Origin of the sequence: Clostridium sp. AM42-4, from assembly GCF_003480105.1 — a bacterium.
Taxonomy (GTDB): Bacteria; Bacillota; Clostridia; order Lachnospirales; family Lachnospiraceae; genus Brotaphodocola.
Genome location: NZ_QUIK01000006.1, coordinates 162,646 through 182,894, shown reverse-complemented (window position 1 = coordinate 182,894; position 20,249 = coordinate 162,646). Strand labels below are relative to the sequence as shown.

General features: G+C 46.4%; 17 protein-coding genes. 1 reads left to right on the top strand and 16 read right to left on the bottom strand.

The features are described 5' to 3' along the window. Positions 1–413: IS200/IS605 family accessory protein TnpB-related protein (locus DW922_RS06835; RefSeq protein WP_147353371.1), on the top strand; the 413-nt coding region annotated here is incomplete at its 5' end. 98 nt (positions 414–511) lie between these two features. Here DW922_RS06835 and DW922_RS06830 read toward each other — a convergent pair. The 16 genes from DW922_RS06830 to DW922_RS06755 all read right to left on the bottom strand — a co-directional run bounded on the left by DW922_RS06830 (position 512) and on the right by DW922_RS06755 (position 20,226). Next, complete coding sequence (locus DW922_RS06830) at positions 512–1,414, bottom strand: hypothetical protein (RefSeq protein ID WP_118542786.1); 903 nt, start codon at positions 1,412–1,414, stop codon at positions 512–514. Positions 1,415–1,432: 18 nt separating this feature from the next. Then, positions 1,433–1,831 carry a hypothetical protein gene (locus DW922_RS06825; protein ID WP_118542787.1) on the bottom strand — a complete coding sequence of 133 codons (399 nt, stop codon included), beginning with the start codon at positions 1,829–1,831 and terminating at the stop codon, positions 1,433–1,435. Continuing rightward, positions 1,821–3,785, bottom strand: coding sequence for a hypothetical protein (locus tag DW922_RS06820; RefSeq protein ID WP_118542788.1), 1,965 nt, complete (start codon positions 3,783–3,785; stop codon positions 1,821–1,823). Before DW922_RS06820 ends, DW922_RS06825 begins: the two co-directional genes overlap by 11 nt. 2 nt (positions 3,786–3,787) lie before the next feature. Continuing rightward, the gene (locus DW922_RS06815; RefSeq protein WP_118542789.1) at positions 3,788–5,359 is read right to left on the bottom strand and encodes an AAA family ATPase; all 1,572 of its coding nucleotides are present in this window, start codon (positions 5,357–5,359) and stop codon (positions 3,788–3,790) included. Between the two features lie 3 nt (positions 5,360–5,362). Beyond that, positions 5,363–5,668 carry a hypothetical protein gene (locus DW922_RS06810; protein ID WP_118542790.1) on the bottom strand — a complete coding sequence of 102 codons (306 nt, stop codon included), beginning with the start codon at positions 5,666–5,668 and terminating at the stop codon, positions 5,363–5,365. Positions 5,669–5,704: 36 nt separating this feature from the next. Next, entirely contained in the window at positions 5,705–8,575 is a 2,871-nt protein-coding gene (locus DW922_RS06805) for a hypothetical protein (RefSeq protein WP_118726147.1), read from the bottom strand. A 5-nt stretch (positions 8,576–8,580) separates the two neighbouring features. Then, on the bottom strand, positions 8,581–10,875 hold the full coding sequence (locus tag DW922_RS06800) for a hypothetical protein (RefSeq protein WP_118542792.1): 2,295 nt from the start codon (positions 10,873–10,875) through the stop codon (positions 8,581–8,583). Further along, positions 10,868–11,851: a hypothetical protein gene (locus DW922_RS06795; protein WP_118542793.1), complete on the bottom strand. Its 984-nt coding sequence runs from the start codon at positions 11,849–11,851 to the stop codon at positions 10,868–10,870. Before DW922_RS06795 ends, DW922_RS06800 begins: the two co-directional genes overlap by 8 nt. 1 nt (position 11,852) lies before the next feature. Beyond that, complete coding sequence (locus DW922_RS06790) at positions 11,853–12,194, bottom strand: hypothetical protein (protein WP_118542794.1); 342 nt, start codon at positions 12,192–12,194, stop codon at positions 11,853–11,855. A 15-nt stretch (positions 12,195–12,209) separates the two neighbouring features. Beyond that, positions 12,210–12,680: a hypothetical protein gene (locus DW922_RS06785; protein ID WP_118542795.1), complete on the bottom strand. Its 471-nt coding sequence runs from the start codon at positions 12,678–12,680 to the stop codon at positions 12,210–12,212. Continuing rightward, a complete protein-coding gene (locus DW922_RS06780) occupies positions 12,667–13,062 on the bottom strand; it encodes a hypothetical protein (protein WP_118542796.1) in 396 nt (131 codons plus the stop codon). Before DW922_RS06780 ends, DW922_RS06785 begins: the two co-directional genes overlap by 14 nt. A 154-nt stretch (positions 13,063–13,216) precedes the next feature. Continuing rightward, positions 13,217–14,506: a hypothetical protein gene (locus DW922_RS06775; protein WP_118542797.1), complete on the bottom strand. Its 1,290-nt coding sequence runs from the start codon at positions 14,504–14,506 to the stop codon at positions 13,217–13,219. Next, a complete protein-coding gene (locus DW922_RS06770) occupies positions 14,499–15,008 on the bottom strand; it encodes an LPD16 domain-containing protein (protein WP_118542798.1) in 510 nt (169 codons plus the stop codon). The genes DW922_RS06775 and DW922_RS06770 overlap by 8 nt, the downstream gene beginning before the upstream one ends. A gap of 13 nt (positions 15,009–15,021) precedes the next feature. Then, positions 15,022–18,219, bottom strand: coding sequence for a hypothetical protein (locus DW922_RS06765; protein ID WP_118542799.1), 3,198 nt, complete (start codon positions 18,217–18,219; stop codon positions 15,022–15,024). Positions 18,220–18,233: 14 nt separating this feature from the next. After that, the gene (locus tag DW922_RS06760; RefSeq protein ID WP_118542800.1) at positions 18,234–19,322 is read right to left on the bottom strand and encodes a DUF6094 domain-containing protein; all 1,089 of its coding nucleotides are present in this window, start codon (positions 19,320–19,322) and stop codon (positions 18,234–18,236) included. A 364-nt stretch (positions 19,323–19,686) separates the two neighbouring features. Beyond that, positions 19,687–20,226, bottom strand: coding sequence for a hypothetical protein (locus tag DW922_RS06755; protein ID WP_118542801.1), 540 nt, complete (start codon positions 20,224–20,226; stop codon positions 19,687–19,689). Positions 20,227–20,249 lie beyond the last annotated feature (23 nt).

The window sequence follows — 20,249 nt, the reverse complement described above, 5'->3', positions numbered from 1 at the left end:
CGAACTATTGTGTAAAGAATGATATTCATACGGTTGTAATTGGAGATATAAAGGGGATTCGTAAAGAGAGAAACCAGGGGAGGAAAACCAACCAGAAGCTTCACAGTCTGCCATATGCCCGTATCTATATGCAGTTAGAATATAAGCTTAAAATGAAAGGGATTTGCCTGATAAGACAGGAAGAAAGCTATTCCAGTCAATGTCCGCCGCAGTCAGAAAAAGTATCGCACATTTATGCAGAGAAAAGAAATCGAAAAAAGCGTGGCATCTGCATTGTAGATGCAGTTATCTACAATGCAGATGCAGTAGGAGCTTATAATATTTTGAGAAAGTATCATGCCGTATCCGGTAAAGAAATTGATATGCCCGTAACCGGGCTGAGCAGTACAAAAACAATAAAAGTAGCTGTGTAACCCATCTGGGTAGCAGTACGGGTGTCATGGACGCACCTCTGAAGCTACGGAGCTATGCTTCGTAATCAGATGCTCGGTAATTCAATTGCCTATGTAGTTCACCCCCGGTCCACCATATCTTTCACCCTGACACGGAATATACATTTCTCCGCATCAATGGCTGCCACAAAACAGGAATACTGCCCGCCAATCTTGATAATGATCGGTCCGCCTGTTGTCGGAGATAAACGGTTCGGATAAAAACAGTATACAGAAATATTGGGAACTCCCGGAATTTTGCCGATCCAGTTCTTCCCCTGCATCTCCACACACTCAATGATAATGTTGCTATGCAGAGGGAAACGTTCCTCGATACCGATCCATTCAGATTCTACACAATCTCTTCTGGAAACAAGGAACCGCGGCTCTTCTTCTGTAGACTTATTCGTGTAGCCTTTGATCTTCACATCAATGATTTTTCCGGAAACTGCCTGTTCCTTGATGTTTGCCGCATATCCATGGATCCATTCCGAAAATGGAAGCACGCCTGGTATTGAAAGCCCTAGAAGATCAACCACAATGTAATTCTGAAGTTCCCGGCACAGGACCACGATAGCTTTTACTTCTAACTCTTCCCCTGACTCTATGGATTTTTTTATCTTCTCCAGAGCTGCCGGCCGGTATTCCGCCTGCGCAGCCCGATAACTTAGGTAAACCGTCATTGTTTCCCGGTCAACTTTGGTAATCTTCACGTTGTAGCAGCGCTCCAGCAGATAAGTTGAACCGAAAATCCCTTTATACAGCGTGGATTCCTCTGTCGGCATAATCAGCTGAACATCCCCGTCATATGCCTGCAACCCCTTATCCTTGATTTCCTGAGTAAACCGGATGTCCGTCAAAAGTTCTCCCTTCTCCATTAGGTACCCATACTGATCTAGTTTTTTCTGGGCTTCTGCCTCCTTAGATTTCGCGGTTCCTCCTAAAAATCCTAATAATTCTAATCCGGTTCCATTCTCACTCATATATTTGTCCTCCTCTTCTTAATTTAATAATATTCCGATTCCCCATGTAAACAGGAGAAAAAATCCCGGAATTCCCACAATAAATGTCAAAAAAATCCTGCGGAACAACAACTTGTCCCTGCGCACCAGTAATAGAAGCAAAAAACCAATTACCAGAGAAAAGCCACTCACCGGCAACGCCAGCATCCGCACCTTCCGGTAAAATTGTTCAAACAATGCAAACACCGTTTCCGTAACCCCGCCATAAGTGGGCCCATTATAATTCTCCAGTTCCGACATGACGCGGTCATACGCATCCTCCAGCTTCCGTTTCTTATCCCAGAGTTTTTCATTCATATCCGGAGCATGCAAAGTAATTGCCGGCCATGCTCTGATGAATTTTCCTGTAAAGTACCTGCACCAGGGTTTAATCACCATCTGCACTCTCCACTCCTTCCATTCCAATATCCTCAAGATCTGCCAGATCCGGCAGGTCATTATCACCATTTTGCGGATCCTGAAACATCTGACCAGTAAATGCCTTCATAAGTGGCGTTCCCGCCTTGATCGGTATGCTGGCAGCCACACTTCCCAAATCCGAAGCATTGATAAAGAAGCTATCATCAAATTCTGTCTGCACGATCTCCTTTTTAACCATGTCTCCGCTTATCAGTTGACCGGCCGGAATGTCGGTTTGCGCATAATATACCTCATGCTCCAGGGCCTTTAATTCCTTTTCTTTCTTTTGCAGTTCATCTTCCGCCTGCCGGTTTTCTTCCTCAAGTCCTGTAATGAATGTATCTGCCTTCGTGATCATCCGGTTATACCTGTTGTTTGCGCTGCAGGCCGATACCATAAATCCCATACATGCCACTAATAGCGCTCCCGTCACTATCCGGAACCCAAATTTTTTAAAGTCGCGCGGCCGTTCTGAAAAACGCTGCTCAACAGAATTGCTCCTTTTATATTTTTCTTCCTTGTATGTACCATCCAGAAGTTTTAAAAAGATCTGCCTGCACGCTTTTCCTGGATAAAATGGATTGCTCTCATATGGAATTGCTGCAAGGACCATATTCTCCGGCAAAAGTTCCTTTACATCTCCAAAGTCCGAACCGACACAGCGGGAACTGATCAGTACCTTGCACTCATCTTCCCCAGGCATTCCCTTTATATCTTTCAGAAGTTCTTTTAATTCATGCTGTTTCCATTCTGCCTTTGATGTTACAATGAAGCGGTTTTGCATCCTCGCATACACATGAAAAATCGTTTTCTGGTCCAGACACCCAAAATCATAGACAATAAAATCATATAAGGGCTTATAGTCCAGCTGGAATTTCTGAAGCGGAACATGGTAATAGTAATCCAGCGTTCCGATTGCAAACTTTGTGATCCCATCCACCTGCTCTTCCTCCCGCTCCTGGCGGCAGAGTTGCTCAAAGCATCCATCCGCATCATCCAGTTCAACGATCGCAGCGCGCTTTCCCTCATGTGCCAGTGTATTAGCAAGAAGAATGGAAATGGTTGTGCATCCAACCCCTATGTTGGTCGCCATAACCCCGATCTCACATGCCTGCCTCTTTGCCGGTTTACATTCTGTCTCTTTCTCCTGTTTTCTTCTTAAAAATCGCCGTATTGCCTTATTCTTCGGCTGCTCTTCCCTTGCCGTGTCCGCTTTTTCCCCTGCATCCTCTTTCTCTGGCTGACCGGAAGGCTTATAAAGGTATGCATACTGTTCTTCCGCCATCTGACAGATCAGGGCAAAGCGCGGCTCCCGTTTTAACATATCACATATAGGATCCGGGAGCTGGCAGACGATAGATGCCACCTGACTGGCCGGAATCCCATTTACCAGTACAGACATTCTCTGGATCAGGTCCGTGTACGATCCGTCATATTCCAAAAGATACTGGATACTGGCATTCACGTCCATGTTGCGATACTGGACCACATGGTCCCCTCCGGCGACCCCGTAATATGCCCGGGCCTCTTTTTTCGTCCGGCCGTTGCAGTACCATTCTGCGATTTTTTCAAAACTGGCATCTTCCTGATAGACGGCCGTATAAATTCCCAGGCTTTCAATTTCTTTCATATAGTCACTGCCACGCATCTCAGACACTACCACAAAAACCTGCAGATCACCTTCCGCCGTAGAGCAGATCTGATCAATGTCGCGCGGGGAAAGTTTTTCCTGATCCTGGTACTGGCTGAGTACCACCGCGTGTATTTGTGGATTGGCCCGGACAGACCGGATCACACTGTCTTTTCCAGAGCGAAATTCTATTCTGTGGACCGTGACTCCGCGTTTTGCAAATACACTCCGAAGTTCTTCTGCTACCGAATCACCGTCTCCACTCATTTCCGTTGCGATCAGAAGGTCTAATTCCTTTTCCATACTCACCTCTTTCTGCCAAATAGTCTGCGCCAAAATCCCCCGGAACCCTTGTCTGGCTTCTCCGGTTCTTCATCTACCGCGACTGCTATCCTGGCAAGGGCTCTGATTTCTTTTGAAAACAGGGATCTTTTATCACTTGATGCTGCTTCCCCGACATTCGCAAAACTTCTGGCATCCTGATTTGTATGAATGATACAGGTCGGTTCCATATTAAGGATTCTGGCTACATGGGATATGCCAAGCTCACATTTTTTATCATCAAGCGGCACCTGGTTTATAACCATTCGGATATTTGATTTTTCTATCCGAAATTCACTGAGCGCATCCAGAAAATTGCGGGCATCCTGCACCGTGGAGGTGTCCAGTGAAAGGATCAGCAGGATCAGATCCGATTTTTCCAGTGGAATGACGGTCGTATCCTTTAAGGTGTTGCAATTGTCAACCAAAATCAGGTCATAATCGCAGCGTCGCAGATTATCCATAATCACCTCTGCAATGCCACAATCCAGACGCGCCGCTTCCATTGCATTATCACTTCCGGCCAGGATATGAATCTGATCATCGTATTCGATTACATATCTGGATACGATGTCCACCGGCGAATAGGCCGGAATGTATCCCAGACACTCTCGGTCTTTACAGATCCGTTTTACCCAGTCCATTACATTGGGTGATGGGCAGATACCAAACGCACTGTCCACATCCCCAAATTCCCAGTCTGCATCAAGCACCAAAATTTTAAGCCGTCTTCCATTTCTCTTCATATCCGATAAGACATGGGCTAATTCCCTCACAATGGTGGATTTCCCTACGCCACCTTTTGGGGAATATACAGAGATCGTCATCTGCTGCAATGACACGCTTGTAACCGGCTGGCTTAAACCGATCTGTTTATAGGTCCGCCGGACTGCCCTGTTTATCGTATGCATTGGCGTTAGATCCTCTTCCGCCGGCATACGTCTGATAACTTTCTCCGGTTCCCGTGTTTCTGGAATGGGTTCTACCAAAGCTTTTCTACCGGCAGTCACTGTGGGTTTGGGTTCCTGTGTCTGGGTATCCGGCAAAAGGTCTGGCATTTTTTCTGTTTTGGCCGCAGCTGGTTCTGGTCTTAACGCTTCCTCTGCTTTCTCTACTGCCTCTACAGAAATCTCTTTGCCCGTTTTTTCAGCAGTATTTTCGTTGACTGCCTGGGCAATTTCTTCTTCATCAGCTTTTTCTTCTGCTGCTTCTGAAACCGCCTGCGCTGCCCCATCGTCAGTCACAGTTGCAGGGGCCTTCAGCAAAATATCCGGCGACATATCCTGTTTTATCTGCTCTTTTATATGGACATCTTCACTATTAAACAGATCCTCAAATTCACCAAAAAAGTCATCCGGAAGGATCGCATCCAGTTTTTCCTGTACAGACGGCTCTTTTTCCTCTGCTTTCTCTATTACGGATTCATTTTCCTGAACAGGCGGTTGAGTGGCTGCCCTATTGACCGCCAATCTTTCCTGGTCTGCCATCCTGTCCAGATTTTCATGATCCGCAGCCGTTTCCTTTAATAAGTTCGAAGTCCGAACTGGTCTTGCCATAATCTACCTCCAAAAAATTGCATTCAGAAACGGAAGATACTCCCGCAGCTGTGTGATCAGTGCGATCCCGATTTCCACCATTTCTTTGCGCGGTCCCGGGAAACATACGGACGAAAGCCCAAGCAGGCAGAACCCGACAAAAATAGTGGCTGCAAAAAACCGCACAATCTGCCCGGCTGCCTGGATTATAACGGAGAACGTATCGGGATGCTCCACAATGATGATATCCGTTGAATCCTCCAGGCCATGCTGTGCTTTTATTCGTTCTGTTTCCAGACTTTTTCGTTTCAGCCGTTTCTGTTTCCTCATTTGTATCCTTTTTGTAAATATGTTCATACTCCTCCGTTAAAACAATAAATGTTTACTCCTTAAATATTTTTCTATCCGGCCGCGTTCATCTTCCCGTAGCCGGTCTTCCACCGCCTGCTGATATGTGATCTGATCCACATGCTCCGGAGCATCCAGACTATCCAATATCGTGTTCGTATACTGCATAAAAGCTGTTTCAATGATCTGCTCATTCGCAACCGCACGTTCCTCTTTTGTGGCATTTATCATGCGGTTTTTAAGCCCTGAATAAACCTGCCTTGCACTCACCGCGCTGTCCGTATACGCATGGTGCATAGTTCTGCGAAATTCAGGCTTTTGGATTTCTGCCTCATAGAATTGCTGCATGATCGCTGCATCTTCATCTGAAACCGTTTCTGTATAAGTCACCTGCGGCCCAGACTGTGCTCCCGCATCTTTTCCTACTGCTTCCACTTCTGACTGATAGGACGGCTGTTCCTTTGATCCCGGTCCTGAAACCGTCTCTACGGATGACTGATTATTATCCTGTGACTGGGATACGGTCGTAACAGCCGGCTTTGATGAGGAATGCACATTTACTTCCAACATTTTTTGCGGCTCCTCTTCGTAAACATTCAGTCCTTCCGGATTGTTTCTGTAGGCTTCTGCCTTGTCTTTCAGGATCGTTGCACCTTTCTGCAGAAGAGGGCCTCCCATTCTTACAAGTTCGACACCGCCTTCATATACCGGCTCGGCCATAACTTCGCCCAAAATGCTTCCGGCATTTGCACCCATTGCGCCGCCTATGGCCGTCATCTGCATCTTTGCTGCCGGAGAACTGAATGCGGTCATGGCCATCCCAGCCGTTGCCCCAAAGGTCATCCCGGCCATGGTGCCTGCCGCGGTTGTCGCACCTCTCACCCTGGTCTTTGCAGCTCTTTCCCGGTACAGCGCCGCTTTCCGTTCCAGGGATATATTTTTAAACTGCGGAGACTCAAAATTATCAATGGTTGCATATTGATCCAGTATTTCCTGCTCTTCTTGTGATATACCACTTCCTAGTCCGCTCACACCGCCTCCAAAGCTGCTTCTGGATGGTGAAATCGCACTCTGGGCCCTGGCCGACAGAGCATCAATACGTCCAATTTCCTCCTTCGTCCGGGCATTCTCACCGCGGAGCCTGGACTGTTCTTCCATACGGATGGACCGCGAATGCTCCGCTTCGCCAATTCCCTGATCCAGTTCCCGGATCCTCGCATATCCATCCACCGATGGGGTATCCCCCCGTTTTTTCTGTTCATTCTGCTCCGCCTGGATCGCCTGTTTTTCAGCCTTCATAGACGCAATCTGTTCATTATCCATGGCAATTTCTTCCCCAATGGACGCAATTTTAGAATCATTGGAGCGGATATCCTCATTTAAAGAATCCTTCTTTCTTCCGATGGCATCAATACCACTGGCAATATTCTGCGCGGTCGCTGCTGCCTGGGCATGAGGGCTTTTCTCATGTATGTCCTCTTTCGGTGTAGGCCGATAGCCAAAAGCGAAGGATGTATCCGCATCATCCGCATTCAAATCCGGATGATTGCCTATGATATCTTCCATTTCACTCTGGAGTTCCTCGCCCTTATTTACATCTTCCAGGTCTTTCTTTTTCTGAACATCTGCTAGATCATCCATCATATCCGCGTTCCTCTTATCGGATTTTGCGTCAGAGGACGCATGGGCCAGCGCACCGGCCGCTGCTCCAATCCCGCTTCCAATGGATCGCATCAGGCTTGTGGCCCCCATAATGGTTCCAAACCCGGCAAGCTCCATTCCCATTCCATTTCCGATATGAAGAAACCCACGGATGACCCCCCGCGCCGGTATGATACAGCCACAGATAATGAGTGCAATCAGGGCATAACCTTTGCTTTCCTGGGCCGTCCCGATGATCATAAAAAACATGGGGATGAGCAGCAGGCAGGAATCAATCACCGGGTTTAATAAAATTCCAAGCACCTGCCGCATCCAGTTGGATATCGTTCCCCGCTCGACCATTTCAAACAATGCAGCAAACGGGAACAACAGCACCAAAACCACCATGCAGACGGCAGCGGAAATATAGCAGACTGCCAGGTACGCCTGATAAACGACCGCGCCTACATATAATATCGAATTAATAAACACGACCTTACCGTTGGGCTTTGCCATTGCACGGAACTGGCTGATCAGGTTGTAGTCTCCTCCCGAACCAAAGAAAAAGGCATAGGAATTATCCCCCATGTTGACGCCGGAGCCAACACTGTCCGCCACCTTAAGGATCATCGACTGGCTTCCAGTCATGAGCGCATGGAGCATGGCATCTCTCAGGTATAAAGCAATTCCCAAAAGCTGCGGGAACAGAATAAAACCGATGCTGCTGGCAACAAATAGTTTTGTCATGTCCAGCAGCCGTTCCTTGACCCGCGGATTGCCATTTGAGTAGAGGAAACCAACCAGGTAGTATAAGAATACTGGCACCATAAGCGTAAAAACCAGGTTCCGCAGGTACCCATACATCGCCATACCCACCAGGCCATATATGTTGCCGGTCCCCATGTCAAAGGAAAACAGCGCCACGTCCCCAGTACGGGCAGAGGCACCTCCCACTCTTCCGAATATGATCGCGTTTAAGTCACACCCAAAAGAAGTCAGCAAAAAATTCAGCCCGTCACCAATTCCTATACAAAACTCCCCCAGCAGTTCGGCGAAAATTCCTCCGTCCAGCATGTCCGGTGTACTGGAATCAGGTGCGTCCCCGGCGGAATCATAAATACTCTGGTCCGCACGGTCCGTCCACGGCCCATCCGCATAAGAAGATACCGGTGCCATGCAGAATGTAAGTACAACTATAAGAAGCAGCAGCTGGATTGTTTTTCTGCTGATGTTCTGCATATGTTTCATTTGCTTCATGCCCCCTGTTTCATCCTTGCGTGTTCTGCAATCTTTTCTACGTCTGTTTCCACTACATCAAACTCGCTGTCTTTTAGATAATCCGCCTGGATGAACACTGCGCGCTTCGTAGGAATGTCAACCAGACATAGCTCTCCATATTTTTTCGCCTCGGATGTACCGCCCAGATTAAGTACCGTATCTACCTGGGACTGGGTAAGGTTTGTAGTATCTTTGATGTACTGCCCATCCAGATAGTTATGGCGAAACAGCATAAAGGTCTCCGTGGATTTTAAGATTTCCTCTGTATCCTGGTATTTTGCAAAGTCCTTTACGGACTGGAGGATCAGCCATGGAGCTGTATGACGTTTACGCGCTACGCGGTATAGGGCATTCTCAAACATGCGTGCTCCTTCAAATTTCAGGATACGGTGTGCCTCATCGGTGGACACTATGAGTTTCCGGGCCTTATTCGGATTGGTAGAGTTTTTCTTGATAAAGTTTTCTTCAATATAAGACTGCACGACCATGATCATGTTAATACGCTCCGTCTCATCTGTGATCTGCGACAGATCAAAATTATGAAACGGCAGCGACATATCAATAGAAAGCGTGGACTGGCAATCTAGGTATGCCTGACTGCCATGAATTTCCCGCAGATAATAGATCTTGCCTTCTTCATGATTATTACAGACATGGGCACCTCTCTCGGTTCTTTTTAATGTGGACAGCTCTTCTCTTGTGAATTCCTTCATGCAATGAGGACAGTAATACATTTCACGCACGCGATCCTCAAATATATCCAACAGGAGGGAGAACGCGTTTTCTTTGAAGTTGTCCACATTCTCCCGCGCATCCAATAATATTGCACGATAAAAATCATGCATCTGGGGCAGCCGCTTCTTTCTCCGCCCTGACCCAAAGGATCCTCCGGATGCTGGCACCGTTTCATAAAGAGACGCTGCATCCTTGTCCCGAAGGCCGCAGTCAGCATAGATTTTCCTTACATTCTTTGAAATAATGGATTTAATACGGGAATATTCCGTCGGCTCAAATTCACCGACCATGCCATTGGTCGTAAAACTGGTTGCCAGTACCATCAGGATATTCGTCATGTCCACAATCTTTTCTTCCAGATACAGCGTTGGTATCTCCTCTCCGGTTGCCCGGTTATATTCATACTCATCGCTGATCTCAAAAAAATTAAGTTGGGAGTCGGAATAATTGGAAATCAGATAATTGACTCCTCCTACTGCTTCTGCCACTATAGAATACTCACCTCTCTTTCCATCGCCAGGAAGCGGTTCATAGTCAATGTTCGCGATATGCACGCCGAAATCCACCTGCCTGGAAAACAGCTGCTTCACGGTTGCCGACTTTCCATATCCGGACTGCCCAGCGATCACGGCTCCATAGGAGAAATGGGTCTTATCAAACGGGTCAAACGTAACTGGCATTCCAGAATAGATAGATCGGCCAAATACGCAGCCCTTTTCATGGAAATATTCGCTCGTGGTATGGTTAAAGATCAGGGATAAATAGGCCTGGCTTAAAATATGTCCCTTGATCGGCTTTTTACTCACACTCAGATTTTTCCCGACAGATATTTTTGCTTCAAATATCTCATTAAGTGGGAGGGATGTTAAAAAAGCCTCCTTATGCATCGCATAACAGGAACGAAAACCAATCCCCTTTCCCCTGGAAATAAACTCGGAAATCCGTTCTGTTAAAAGCTTTAAGCTTTCCGCGCGGATCAAGAATAGAAAATATGTTTCAAACAGGGTTGACTGGTCAGAGTCGATCTGTCTGGCCCACCGCTCTGCATCCGCAATCTTTCCATCCAAAATTCTGAGCCTGTTTCTGTCCCGTTCCCCGGATCGTTCCATGTCCAGTGACCGGATCCGGCGGTTGATCTTTTTCTGGGATTCCTCTAAGAGCGGGTCTATGATGACCGTGGACTCCACATAATCCATATTGAAGATCCCGGCAAAACTATGGGCAAACCGGCCCTCTACAGGCAGTTTGTCGATATAGAGACCGGCATAATAAAGTTCAATCCCGTTATCATCCAGCGTCATGTAAGATACCGGCATGGTATTCACACCATCCGGCGCAAGCACCTGTAAAATCCCGGCACGCTCTTTTATGGGCTTTGGCACATTCTTCGTCCCGCTATGAAAAACAGTACATCCTGTTTTCTCTTCCGCCTCTTCTTTTTTCTGCTTTTTCTTAGACCCGATATGTACGATCAGTAACGTCACGCCCGACAAAACGCAGATGCACAGACTGAACATCATAAGAAAATCAACCATTTTGCAGTCCTCCGTATAACATTTCATCAATCAGTTCGTCCGTAAAGGATTCCTCTAAATCCGTGTCCTCCCGGTACGGCATGATCCGGCTGTCCCAATTGGACTCCAGCAGATCATCATAGCGGAACCTATTTCCAGTAATCGGGTGATAATGCGTATGGAGCATATTAAAGAGCTCCGCTTTACTGCAGGGCACCGCTTTTACATCACACTCCACCAGGTTGTGAAGCAGCTTTTTGATATCTTCTTTTAAATGTTTTGTAGCTTCCTGATACAGTTCCTCTTTCGTTAGGACCGTTGCCAGGTCCGGCGGAGCGCTCCAGGAAAGTACATATGTCTGAATAAGGTTCTGCCTAGCTGCATCCGGTCCTGACACTTTCGCGATATAGGCCAGCTGGCTTTCCACATGACGGATGCGCCAACTGTATGCTTTTATCTTTTTCTGGAGCAGGAGCAGTTGTTTGGAACGCTCCCGGGTTTCTGCGGAATCAAAATCACTCTTTACTGTTTCAAATTCTTTCCGGAGAGCTTTATAATCTTCATTCGTCTCAAAAAGCATGTCCTGAAGACCGGTTAAGATCTTCTCATATTCCCGGACAGTGCCATCCATGTTAATGTCTTCCCCATATATGCGGTATGTAACCCTGGACGTAAATTCTGAAATAAAGGCAGCATAATTATTTTTGACCCTTACTTTTTCCCCAATCGGCTTTGTGTAAAAGTCGCTGCCACCGCATTTTAGTACAACAACAAATTTCTTCCCACCATTTGTCACGATGACCCCCGGCCCGATCTCATCAATCGGTACCAGTTCATCCGTCTGGGAAAACAGCCCTCTTTCTTCTGTTTCTGCCTTTTTTGTCTTTAAGTTCTTTTTTCTCATCCGGATAAGCCAGATAGCAGCTATTCCCAGAGCCAGAATGGTCAGCCCTAAAAACGCAGCCGTAAGCCTAGTAAGATGATTGATACTTTCCATCTTAGAATTCTTCCTCCCATTCCGTGTTTTTGTAATAAGTTCTGCGATTTAACCGATGCGCAATCAGACTGATAATGAGCTCATCGGCAGTACGTCCACCAAATGCCAGCAGGGAACTGCCAAAATCGGGGACCGGAAAAGTGACCCCGGTAAAAAGTCCTGCCTCAAGCATCACGCCAAGCCACACACCCAGAAAAGCCAAGTGGATCATTGCCGTGATCTTAAAAAGAAGATAGGCAATCACTCCGCCGCCCAGGCACACCAGTAATGATTTGTTTGAAAAGATCCACCATTTTGTCACATCTGTAAAATCCGGTGGTCTAAGTTCTGTCAGCTGATCCATGCCATTCCTCCGTTTCTAATGCTGCAGCATGCCCAAAAACAAATTGATAAGTCCCACTAAGCAGCTAATGCTAAAAAACACGATCACTTTCGCTCCAACCACGTCAAGAAATTGATGTTTCCCATGGCCGGTATCATTTGCCGCCAGCTTAATTCCTGCTACGATCAATGACAGAACCATACCGCCTATGGACAAATACAGGCATAAACTGTAAAAAGAGGCAATCGGGCTCTGTAACGCTTCGCTGTCACTAAACCCAAAGTCGGATACCTGATCGTATGGATCCAGCTCAATCTGCCCATCTCCCATTCCAAAATCCATATCCGACAGTCCCGCGCCGGTTGAAGACTCTGTGATTTCTGCCGTTTCAGTTGATTCTGCCGGTTCCGCATAGGCACTCATTTTCATCGCACCTACCAGCAAAAAGGAACTCGCTAAAACAATTCCGATCCATGCACCTGGCCGTTTTTTTCTACTGGAACGCATCACCAGCCGCCTTATAAACCAGACTTACAAAGAAGATTGCCCCAAACGCACAGATCATGCCCACGAAGATCCGGAATATCTTCTGCTTCGTCTGCTTTGCGTCAGAAGTATCACCAAATGACAGTTTTACGCCTGCATAGATAAAGAGCAGTACAAAAAGTCCCACAGCCACCACAATCGCAAAAGAGTAGCCGCTTCGGAACACATCCTGCACCTTCGTGATTGCTTCCGTAAAAAGTCCTCCGCTTGTCGCATCTTCTTTCATCCAATTTGCATCCTGGACCGTCTCCGCATAAGAGCAGATCGTCATCATTCCACTTAAGACTGCCGCCTGCATGGTCAGAAGTGCCTTCCTTCCATTTTCTTTCCATCTTCTGAACATTCCTGATGTCCTCCTTCATCTTTTCTATTGGTTATGAACAGTTTCTGCCCATATCCATTACCCTAACTTGGTTGGGATACTGGATATATGCAGAACAACCAGAAATTCATGGGAAACTGCCGCAGATGCAGCAGCTTTCCCATAAACAAACAAATTACTTGTTGGAATCTTCTTCGGAACTTTCTTCCGTTTCTTCTTCCTGTGTTTCCTCTTCCTGATCTTCTTCCCCTTTTGTCGACTGATTGCCCGGTCCTGTATGCAGCGTTACCAGATGAATGAAATGGTTTTCATCATCCTTGGTCCAGATGCACCAGCCCTTATAAATTTTCACATCTTCCGTATACGGTTTCAGAAAATTCATAAACAGGGACAGCTTCTCGTAAAAGCACTCTCCGCTTTCCGCAGTCGTCTTGACATCAATAGCTGATACAAAGTTATCATTCTTCATGTCAGAGATGCTCATCATCTGTCCTTCAAATGAAACTTTTACCGTATCAACCTTCTGGGCACCTGCATTCATAACGCTAAGCGCGCGTCTTAAACTGTTGCTGTTGGCCTGAAATTCATACTGCACGGTTTCCGTATTTCTGAAAGCCGCTTCATACATCCGCTTATCAACAGCGCTCTGTATATTCAAGCGAAGCTGATAAATCGCATCCGGCCACTTAAGAGCGATACCAATGATGTTTTTATGCTCCTCATCAAACTGGAATGAAATACCGAGCTGATTATAGCTTTTGTTGCATGCCAGAATCCTGATCAGTGTTCCCGGTTGGATCGTCAGATAGGTCGAAATTGCATCTACATAAGGTTTATAATCTTCCTCTTTTACCTCAGACCGGTCTTTACTTTCAAAACGGACCATCGTTGGAGATAAATCCACCGTTAACATCGTGTTCTGGCGATCCGTGGATGCCATTTTCAAAATCGGGCCCTCTCCGGATAATACCGGAAGGAAGCCGATCCCACTTTTTGTAGTTGCCATGTGGGGTAAATACTGTGAGATTTTCTCCAACGGAATACTCATGCTAAATGCATCCGTTTTCGGATTTTTCACCTTGGTCGGTTCTTCCACGAAGCCTACCGGGATCTGAATAGCTGGTTTTTGGGAAAGCAGTGTCACCTGCTTTTCCTCAAACTGCATATATACAATGTCGGTCTGCTCCGCAACAGCTCTGACCGAACCAGCAAACCGCGCCGGCAAGTAAACGGAAAGTTTCTCAACCGGCACCACTTCACCCTTTTCATCAAGTCCTTTGATCTTAGCCTCGAACTTCACGCTGGCGGTGGTCGTTTTTCCCTCTACGGAAAACATACACGGGTAACCTTTTGCCGTTGCCTTATTACTGGCCAGAAAGCTGATAACCCCCTCTTCAATCGTGATCTTATCCATCAGTTCCAACATCTTTTCGCTGGTAGCTGCAACGATCATCATCTTACTCATATGTTTCCCCTTTCTCTTCCACTGAATTTTCCAGTTCATCTGTTAAGATACGCTCATGCGTCTGCGTATCCATTTCATACATTTCCAAAATCATCCTTTTGGCTTCATTCATGGTGCCGTCCGTATCTACCTGGCCGCCATCCCACTCTGAAAAATCGGAATGGTATAACTGGTAATCATAGCCACCTTCCGAAACCTGAACATATAAATAGCCCTTATTACCCAACTTCCAGGCACACTCATCTTCCGTAATCTCCGGCTCCGGAGCACAGGTTGCCTGGCATCGTTCCAGACGTTCTGCCAATTCGCAGATATGGTAAACTTCACTGCCAAAACGCAGATGATACTCATCCATACATCCGCAGGCCACAATGACTGTGCTGTTCGGATACTTCACCTCTACATACGCACCATCCGGGATCTGAAACAGCTCCCGGTAATTCGGATCAATGAAGCGGATCATGCGTGTTTCATCCGCTTTATCATTTTTATATCGGTTCATAACGTCCTCCTTTTTAGAAATCAAACAAAGAAAAAATATTTGCCATACCTGCCATGGGCTGCTTTTGTGGCACTACCACTGCCGGTTCCTCGTTTTCCGGCTCCTGCAGATCCATAAAATCTTCATCCCACTGGCCGAACAGATTTTCAAACAGCTCATCTTCCTTTGCTTTTTTACGTCGTTCTACCTCTTCTTTTCCAAGCAACTCCTCGTATACCTGCATCGTCACATACGACTCAGCCTGTTTGTCAGAGCTGTGGAGCACATCAAACATCTTTTGCAGGGCACTTCCAGACTTTACATCCTGATCCGCCAGGCTTGATGCCAGTGCAACCCTCGCATCGACACCCTCTGCCATGGCAGAAATTCCTTCCACGGAGAACTTTCCCTGAATGGCTGCCGTTGCAACCTGCTTCTCCGCGATCAGTTCAATCACTTTCGCCTGCGCGGTTCCTTCGTAAGCCATATAGTACGTTCTGCATTCCATGGTCTGGTTCATCCGGTAGTGACGCCTGGAAGCCTGCCAGACAGTAAAAAGACTGTATCCCAGCTGATAAAAGATCAGGGTCGGATAGTTGTACTTCTTCTCGCCTTCCGTCCAGCACAGATCAACTCCTGTCTCGATGAGTTTTGGATTGGTGATAAATACTTCCACGCCGTCCTTTGCCCGCTCACGAATCCAGGTTTCCCTCTTTAATGCTCCCGGGCTCTCCGCTTCCACAACAACGGCAAAGATCCCCGCGGCTTCCAAAATATCCCGGAGCCGGTGTGTGACATTCCATTCATTTTTTCCGGAGCATTCAGCGAATACTACGGATTTTCTGCCTTCCGAAAGCTCTGATTTTATCAGTTCAATGAGCTTTTCTTCTTTCGGCAGCAGTTTTTCTCCCGAACGGTATTCATCGTGCTGAGCGGCTCTGATCAGAATGTCTCCATCAACCGGATTACGGATCTCTTCGTTGCCATACGGCATGTCCGGATAAAAAAGCCCATATTGTAATGCCTGGCTGAGTAACGCAAATCCACCGCTTTCTCTTCTTTTTGCATACGCAGTCAGTCTTGACACCAGAATGGAATGATCCCGGGCCACCTCTCTTGCCATCGGAACGGTCACAACCATCTCCTTTAGATCCGGCAAATAGGATGACATGTCCGAAAGGTCCAGAAAAACGGCACAATCCAGCAAAAAGTCTGTAAAGATCGTAGGGCTGATTCCCGGCTTTGTCTTTGGCGACGATAAACTCCGGCCGCGGGCAGATACTTTCTCCGCAAGATCCTCCTCCGAAGATGATCCCGCATATTCATAGCGCTGCTCCACTTTTCCGTATTGCTTGGAAAAATTCGCAACATCTGTCCAGCGGTACCCCTTCGATGTCATTTTCCACGGTGCCAGCCGGTAAATCAGGTAATAAAGATCCTCTGCTTTTCCGCCGGCGATGGTTCCAGTCAGTGCAAGCTGTTTCTTCGTTGCCTTGATCAGGCAGTGCATTGCATTTCCCTGGGCACTGTCTCCGTCCTTACACACATGGCACTCATCAAAAATAGCGATGTCAAAATACCCTTTCATGTATTTTTTAATATACGAAGCAGGCGAGTATTTTCTTACCCCATCTCTTTCTGAAACAGATATCGGTTCCGTCTCATTCTCTGCGTAATACTTTCTTGCATATTCTTTATGTACCCAGACCGTAGTCTTTCCTTTTTGGGCTTTGTTTCTGAAGTATGTTGCCCGGTACCAGGGGCTGATTTTCTTTGCACCGATGTTTTTTACATGCGGCATCCATAAAGATTCCCCACACCAGATGCAGTTGGAATTCCTCCCTGTTTTATACGCAAAGTCGTTAGCAGTAAGCCCGCAGATACCGCCTGACGCTGTATAGGCAGCAAGCACCTCTCCACAATACGGGCATTTCATTCCATAGATTGTCTCGATCTTAGTTGTCCCTTTTTCAAAGTCTTTACCGCCGCAGGAAACACATTTTCGGACGGGCATATTTTCTACTCCGCAGTCTGGATTCCTGCATTTTTTCATATACGCCATCTTAGCAATTTCCTTTTTCGGTACCGGCTTCAAGCTATAGGAGAGCTTTGCAAAATCTTTCGAGAGGATATAAAATTCTTTTCCAACCCTCAGACTCCCGCGCTTTCTAATCTCCAGCAACTGGGAAAAATCGGTTATGATCGTTGCCTTTGCATATGGAATCTGGCGTTCGATCTCCCCTTTCCATTTTTCAAGGAGATGACCAGGACACATGACGAGATTCCTGTATTTTACCAGGGACTCATCCATATAAATATCCTTGAGTGCTCTATGGCTGCGTCGCATTTCCTTCTGCACAAAATAGCTTTCGCAGATTGCAGCAGCCTGCGCTGTCTTTCCTGTGCCCATCCCCTCACAGATGATGGAAAAAGTTGCGCCATTTAAGAGGTGTGTGGTAACACCATTCACCATGGCTGCCTGCTGAGGGTAAAGTCGGATAGAGTTTAGGGTAAATGCATCCACCTCACCTTTCAGTTCGCTTTCCGGGCTCAGCAGATTTTCAAGATTTTCCACGAGCGTCGATCCGTACTGTCGAAAATACTCATCCATGCTGTTAAAGTTGATCGAGCGCTGCTCTTTCTTTGAGATCCAGATCTGTTTTTGCTCAAACAGGACCTGGATAGCAGACTTTAAAGCCTCATAATCAAAGGTTACAAGATCATATATCTGCATTTCTTTCAGGTCATCCGTTCCCTGTAGAGAATATTCCGTCTCAACGCATTCCGTATGAAGCCGATTGGAATAAGCATTGATCAGACCCTCTCTCAGTGCATATGAAAGGATTGGTTTTCCCCACCACTTAAGCAGTGGCAGCGGATATTTTTTCATCAGAATTTCATAAAGTTCTTCTCCTGCAGTTTCTTCTTTTGAAACGAACAAATCGTTTCCAATCGCTGCATTTAAGATCACTCCATGATAAAACCGCTCTTTTCCGCGCATGATCGGCACATAGTAAGCTTTATAGCTGCCAAACACGTTATACCGCTTCTCCTGTCCGTTTTTGTTCAGCCAGATTGTGTTCTGCTCGGTGGTGCACATCGTACTTGCTATCGCCTTTGCCTCCTGTAATGTCCGGGTAAAATAACTGATGTAAGCAGCCCTGATTCCCCGGATCAGCATTCGCTCCAGATAAGCCTCAAACATACCGATTCTAATCATTCCGTTTTTCATCACACTGCCCTCCCCTATGCTAACTCTCGGATCGTCCCGAAATTATCAATCACATGCAGCGTGATCTGGTTGCGTGTTGTGACTAAAACAGAATGAATATCTCCATCATCATTAATCTCCGGAGTTTCGACCCGAACTGGCTTTGCCTGTCCTCTTTGCAGGTGTAAATCGCCGCGGTCTTCATTTCCGGCCAGGCCCTGTCCGCCTCCCGCAATCGCAGACAGATACAGCAGATCTTTTTTCAGCGGAACAATTGGCTTTCCAAGGCCAACCGACTGATATTCGTTGGTCTGCAGAGCTTTTTTAAGCACTGGCACCAATGCACTCGTATTATGAAGCAGAATTGCCTCATCGAATTCCTTCGTTGTAAAGAGCTCAATCTCACTCTCCAGCGATACGGGAACTTCCATGCGTGTATCTGGGTCTTTGGGAATGTACGGAATATTCTCAAGCGGTGCCCCAGGATTTGTACTCATCCACTCCTCGTACTCTTTCCGGTATAGCCCGATCGATGCACGCTTCTGACCAATGAAAACCACCTGTTTGTATTTCGCAAACTCCTCATCGTCAAAACGATAGAAGGCCACAGGCTTAAACCTTGCCAGCAGAGACTTTGCAAATTCATCCAGGTTCATTGTGGTAAAGGAAACAACCAAGACAAGATATCCTTTCGTTTTCATTAACTGGAAGATGCGTTCAACAAAGAGCCTTTCTAGTCTTGTTGATCCATCATCTCCGCCTACGCCATATGGCGGATTGGCAAAACACAATGTAAATGACCGGTTCGATGCCCGGATCCCGCCAATGAAATCTGCACATACTGGAAATTCAATCTCCTGCTTATACTGCTCAAAGGTTTCCCGATTCAGTTCCACACCAAATGTATGGACAGAACCGACTTCATCTGCCCTCTCGCACTGACTTAAAAACGCCTTCAGTGCTTCTGCATTACCAAACGATGGTTCCAAAACGCAGCATTCTCCCTGCAATCGGAACAACCTTCCTATTTTAGTGGCATGCACCGGATCCGTGTAGTAAGCGCCAAGCTTACTGTCATTAAATACCGTTCTTGAGAACGTATTCTGTTTGATGATTTGCTCCATCACCGTTTCCTCCTTTTGGAATAGTCTTAAAATAAAAAAAATCCCAGTTATCGCTAACCGGGATTTGAATATAAAAAAATAGACTATTCCCTCCAAAGGCCCATATGGGCTCACTCACCGCCAAAAGCGGTATCTTTGAAAAAAATAATCTAATGAAATTATTATAACAAAGCAATTCTAAGATTGCAATATCGAAACTGGCAACATACTCGCTGCATATCCTGATGAATTACCAACCCCCACTTCAATTTCTTATAAATATGAAGTGAGGGCTTCCGATAATTCTGTCTCTTGGAATATGCCGCACTGGTATTAGAAATTTCAGGCAGCCACCATCCTCTTTTCCTGTCAAAATCGGTTGTGGCTATTGAAAATCTATATGACCCCAGTCAATGCAGCCGTCTACCTGGTTCTCCAGAAGGTAACGTATCAGTTTCACGCAGGTTTCCCGTTGGTCAGCATCAATTTCATCACGAACATCCATCAGGTAATCTTCATACCAATCATAAGGATAGATATCCCCATAAGTCTCCCTGTAGTCTTCTTCTGAATCTTCGTCATACACCTCTTCTGGATTGTGATCAAACGTAACCGCAATCCGTTCAAGCTCATCTATATCTACCTGGTGGTCATAGAGGTAGTAAAGAAATGAATCACTACCGCCCATTCCACTATAAGCCCGCGAAAACCATTCGCCTGCAAGTTCCTCCTCATCCGATCCATTTCTGTGCCATCCACTTAAATCACCAACAAACGCTTCCAGCAGCTGCGCCGGATGCTTAAAACCGGCTTTAAATGTATAATACAGAAGAGCATGATACTGCTCATCTGTAAGCTTTGGGCTTATATCTCTGTCTGCTTTTGTCGCAAGATCGGACGCTCTCTGTTCTCTTTCTAATATCATTTTTCGTGTCTCCCTTTAGGCAT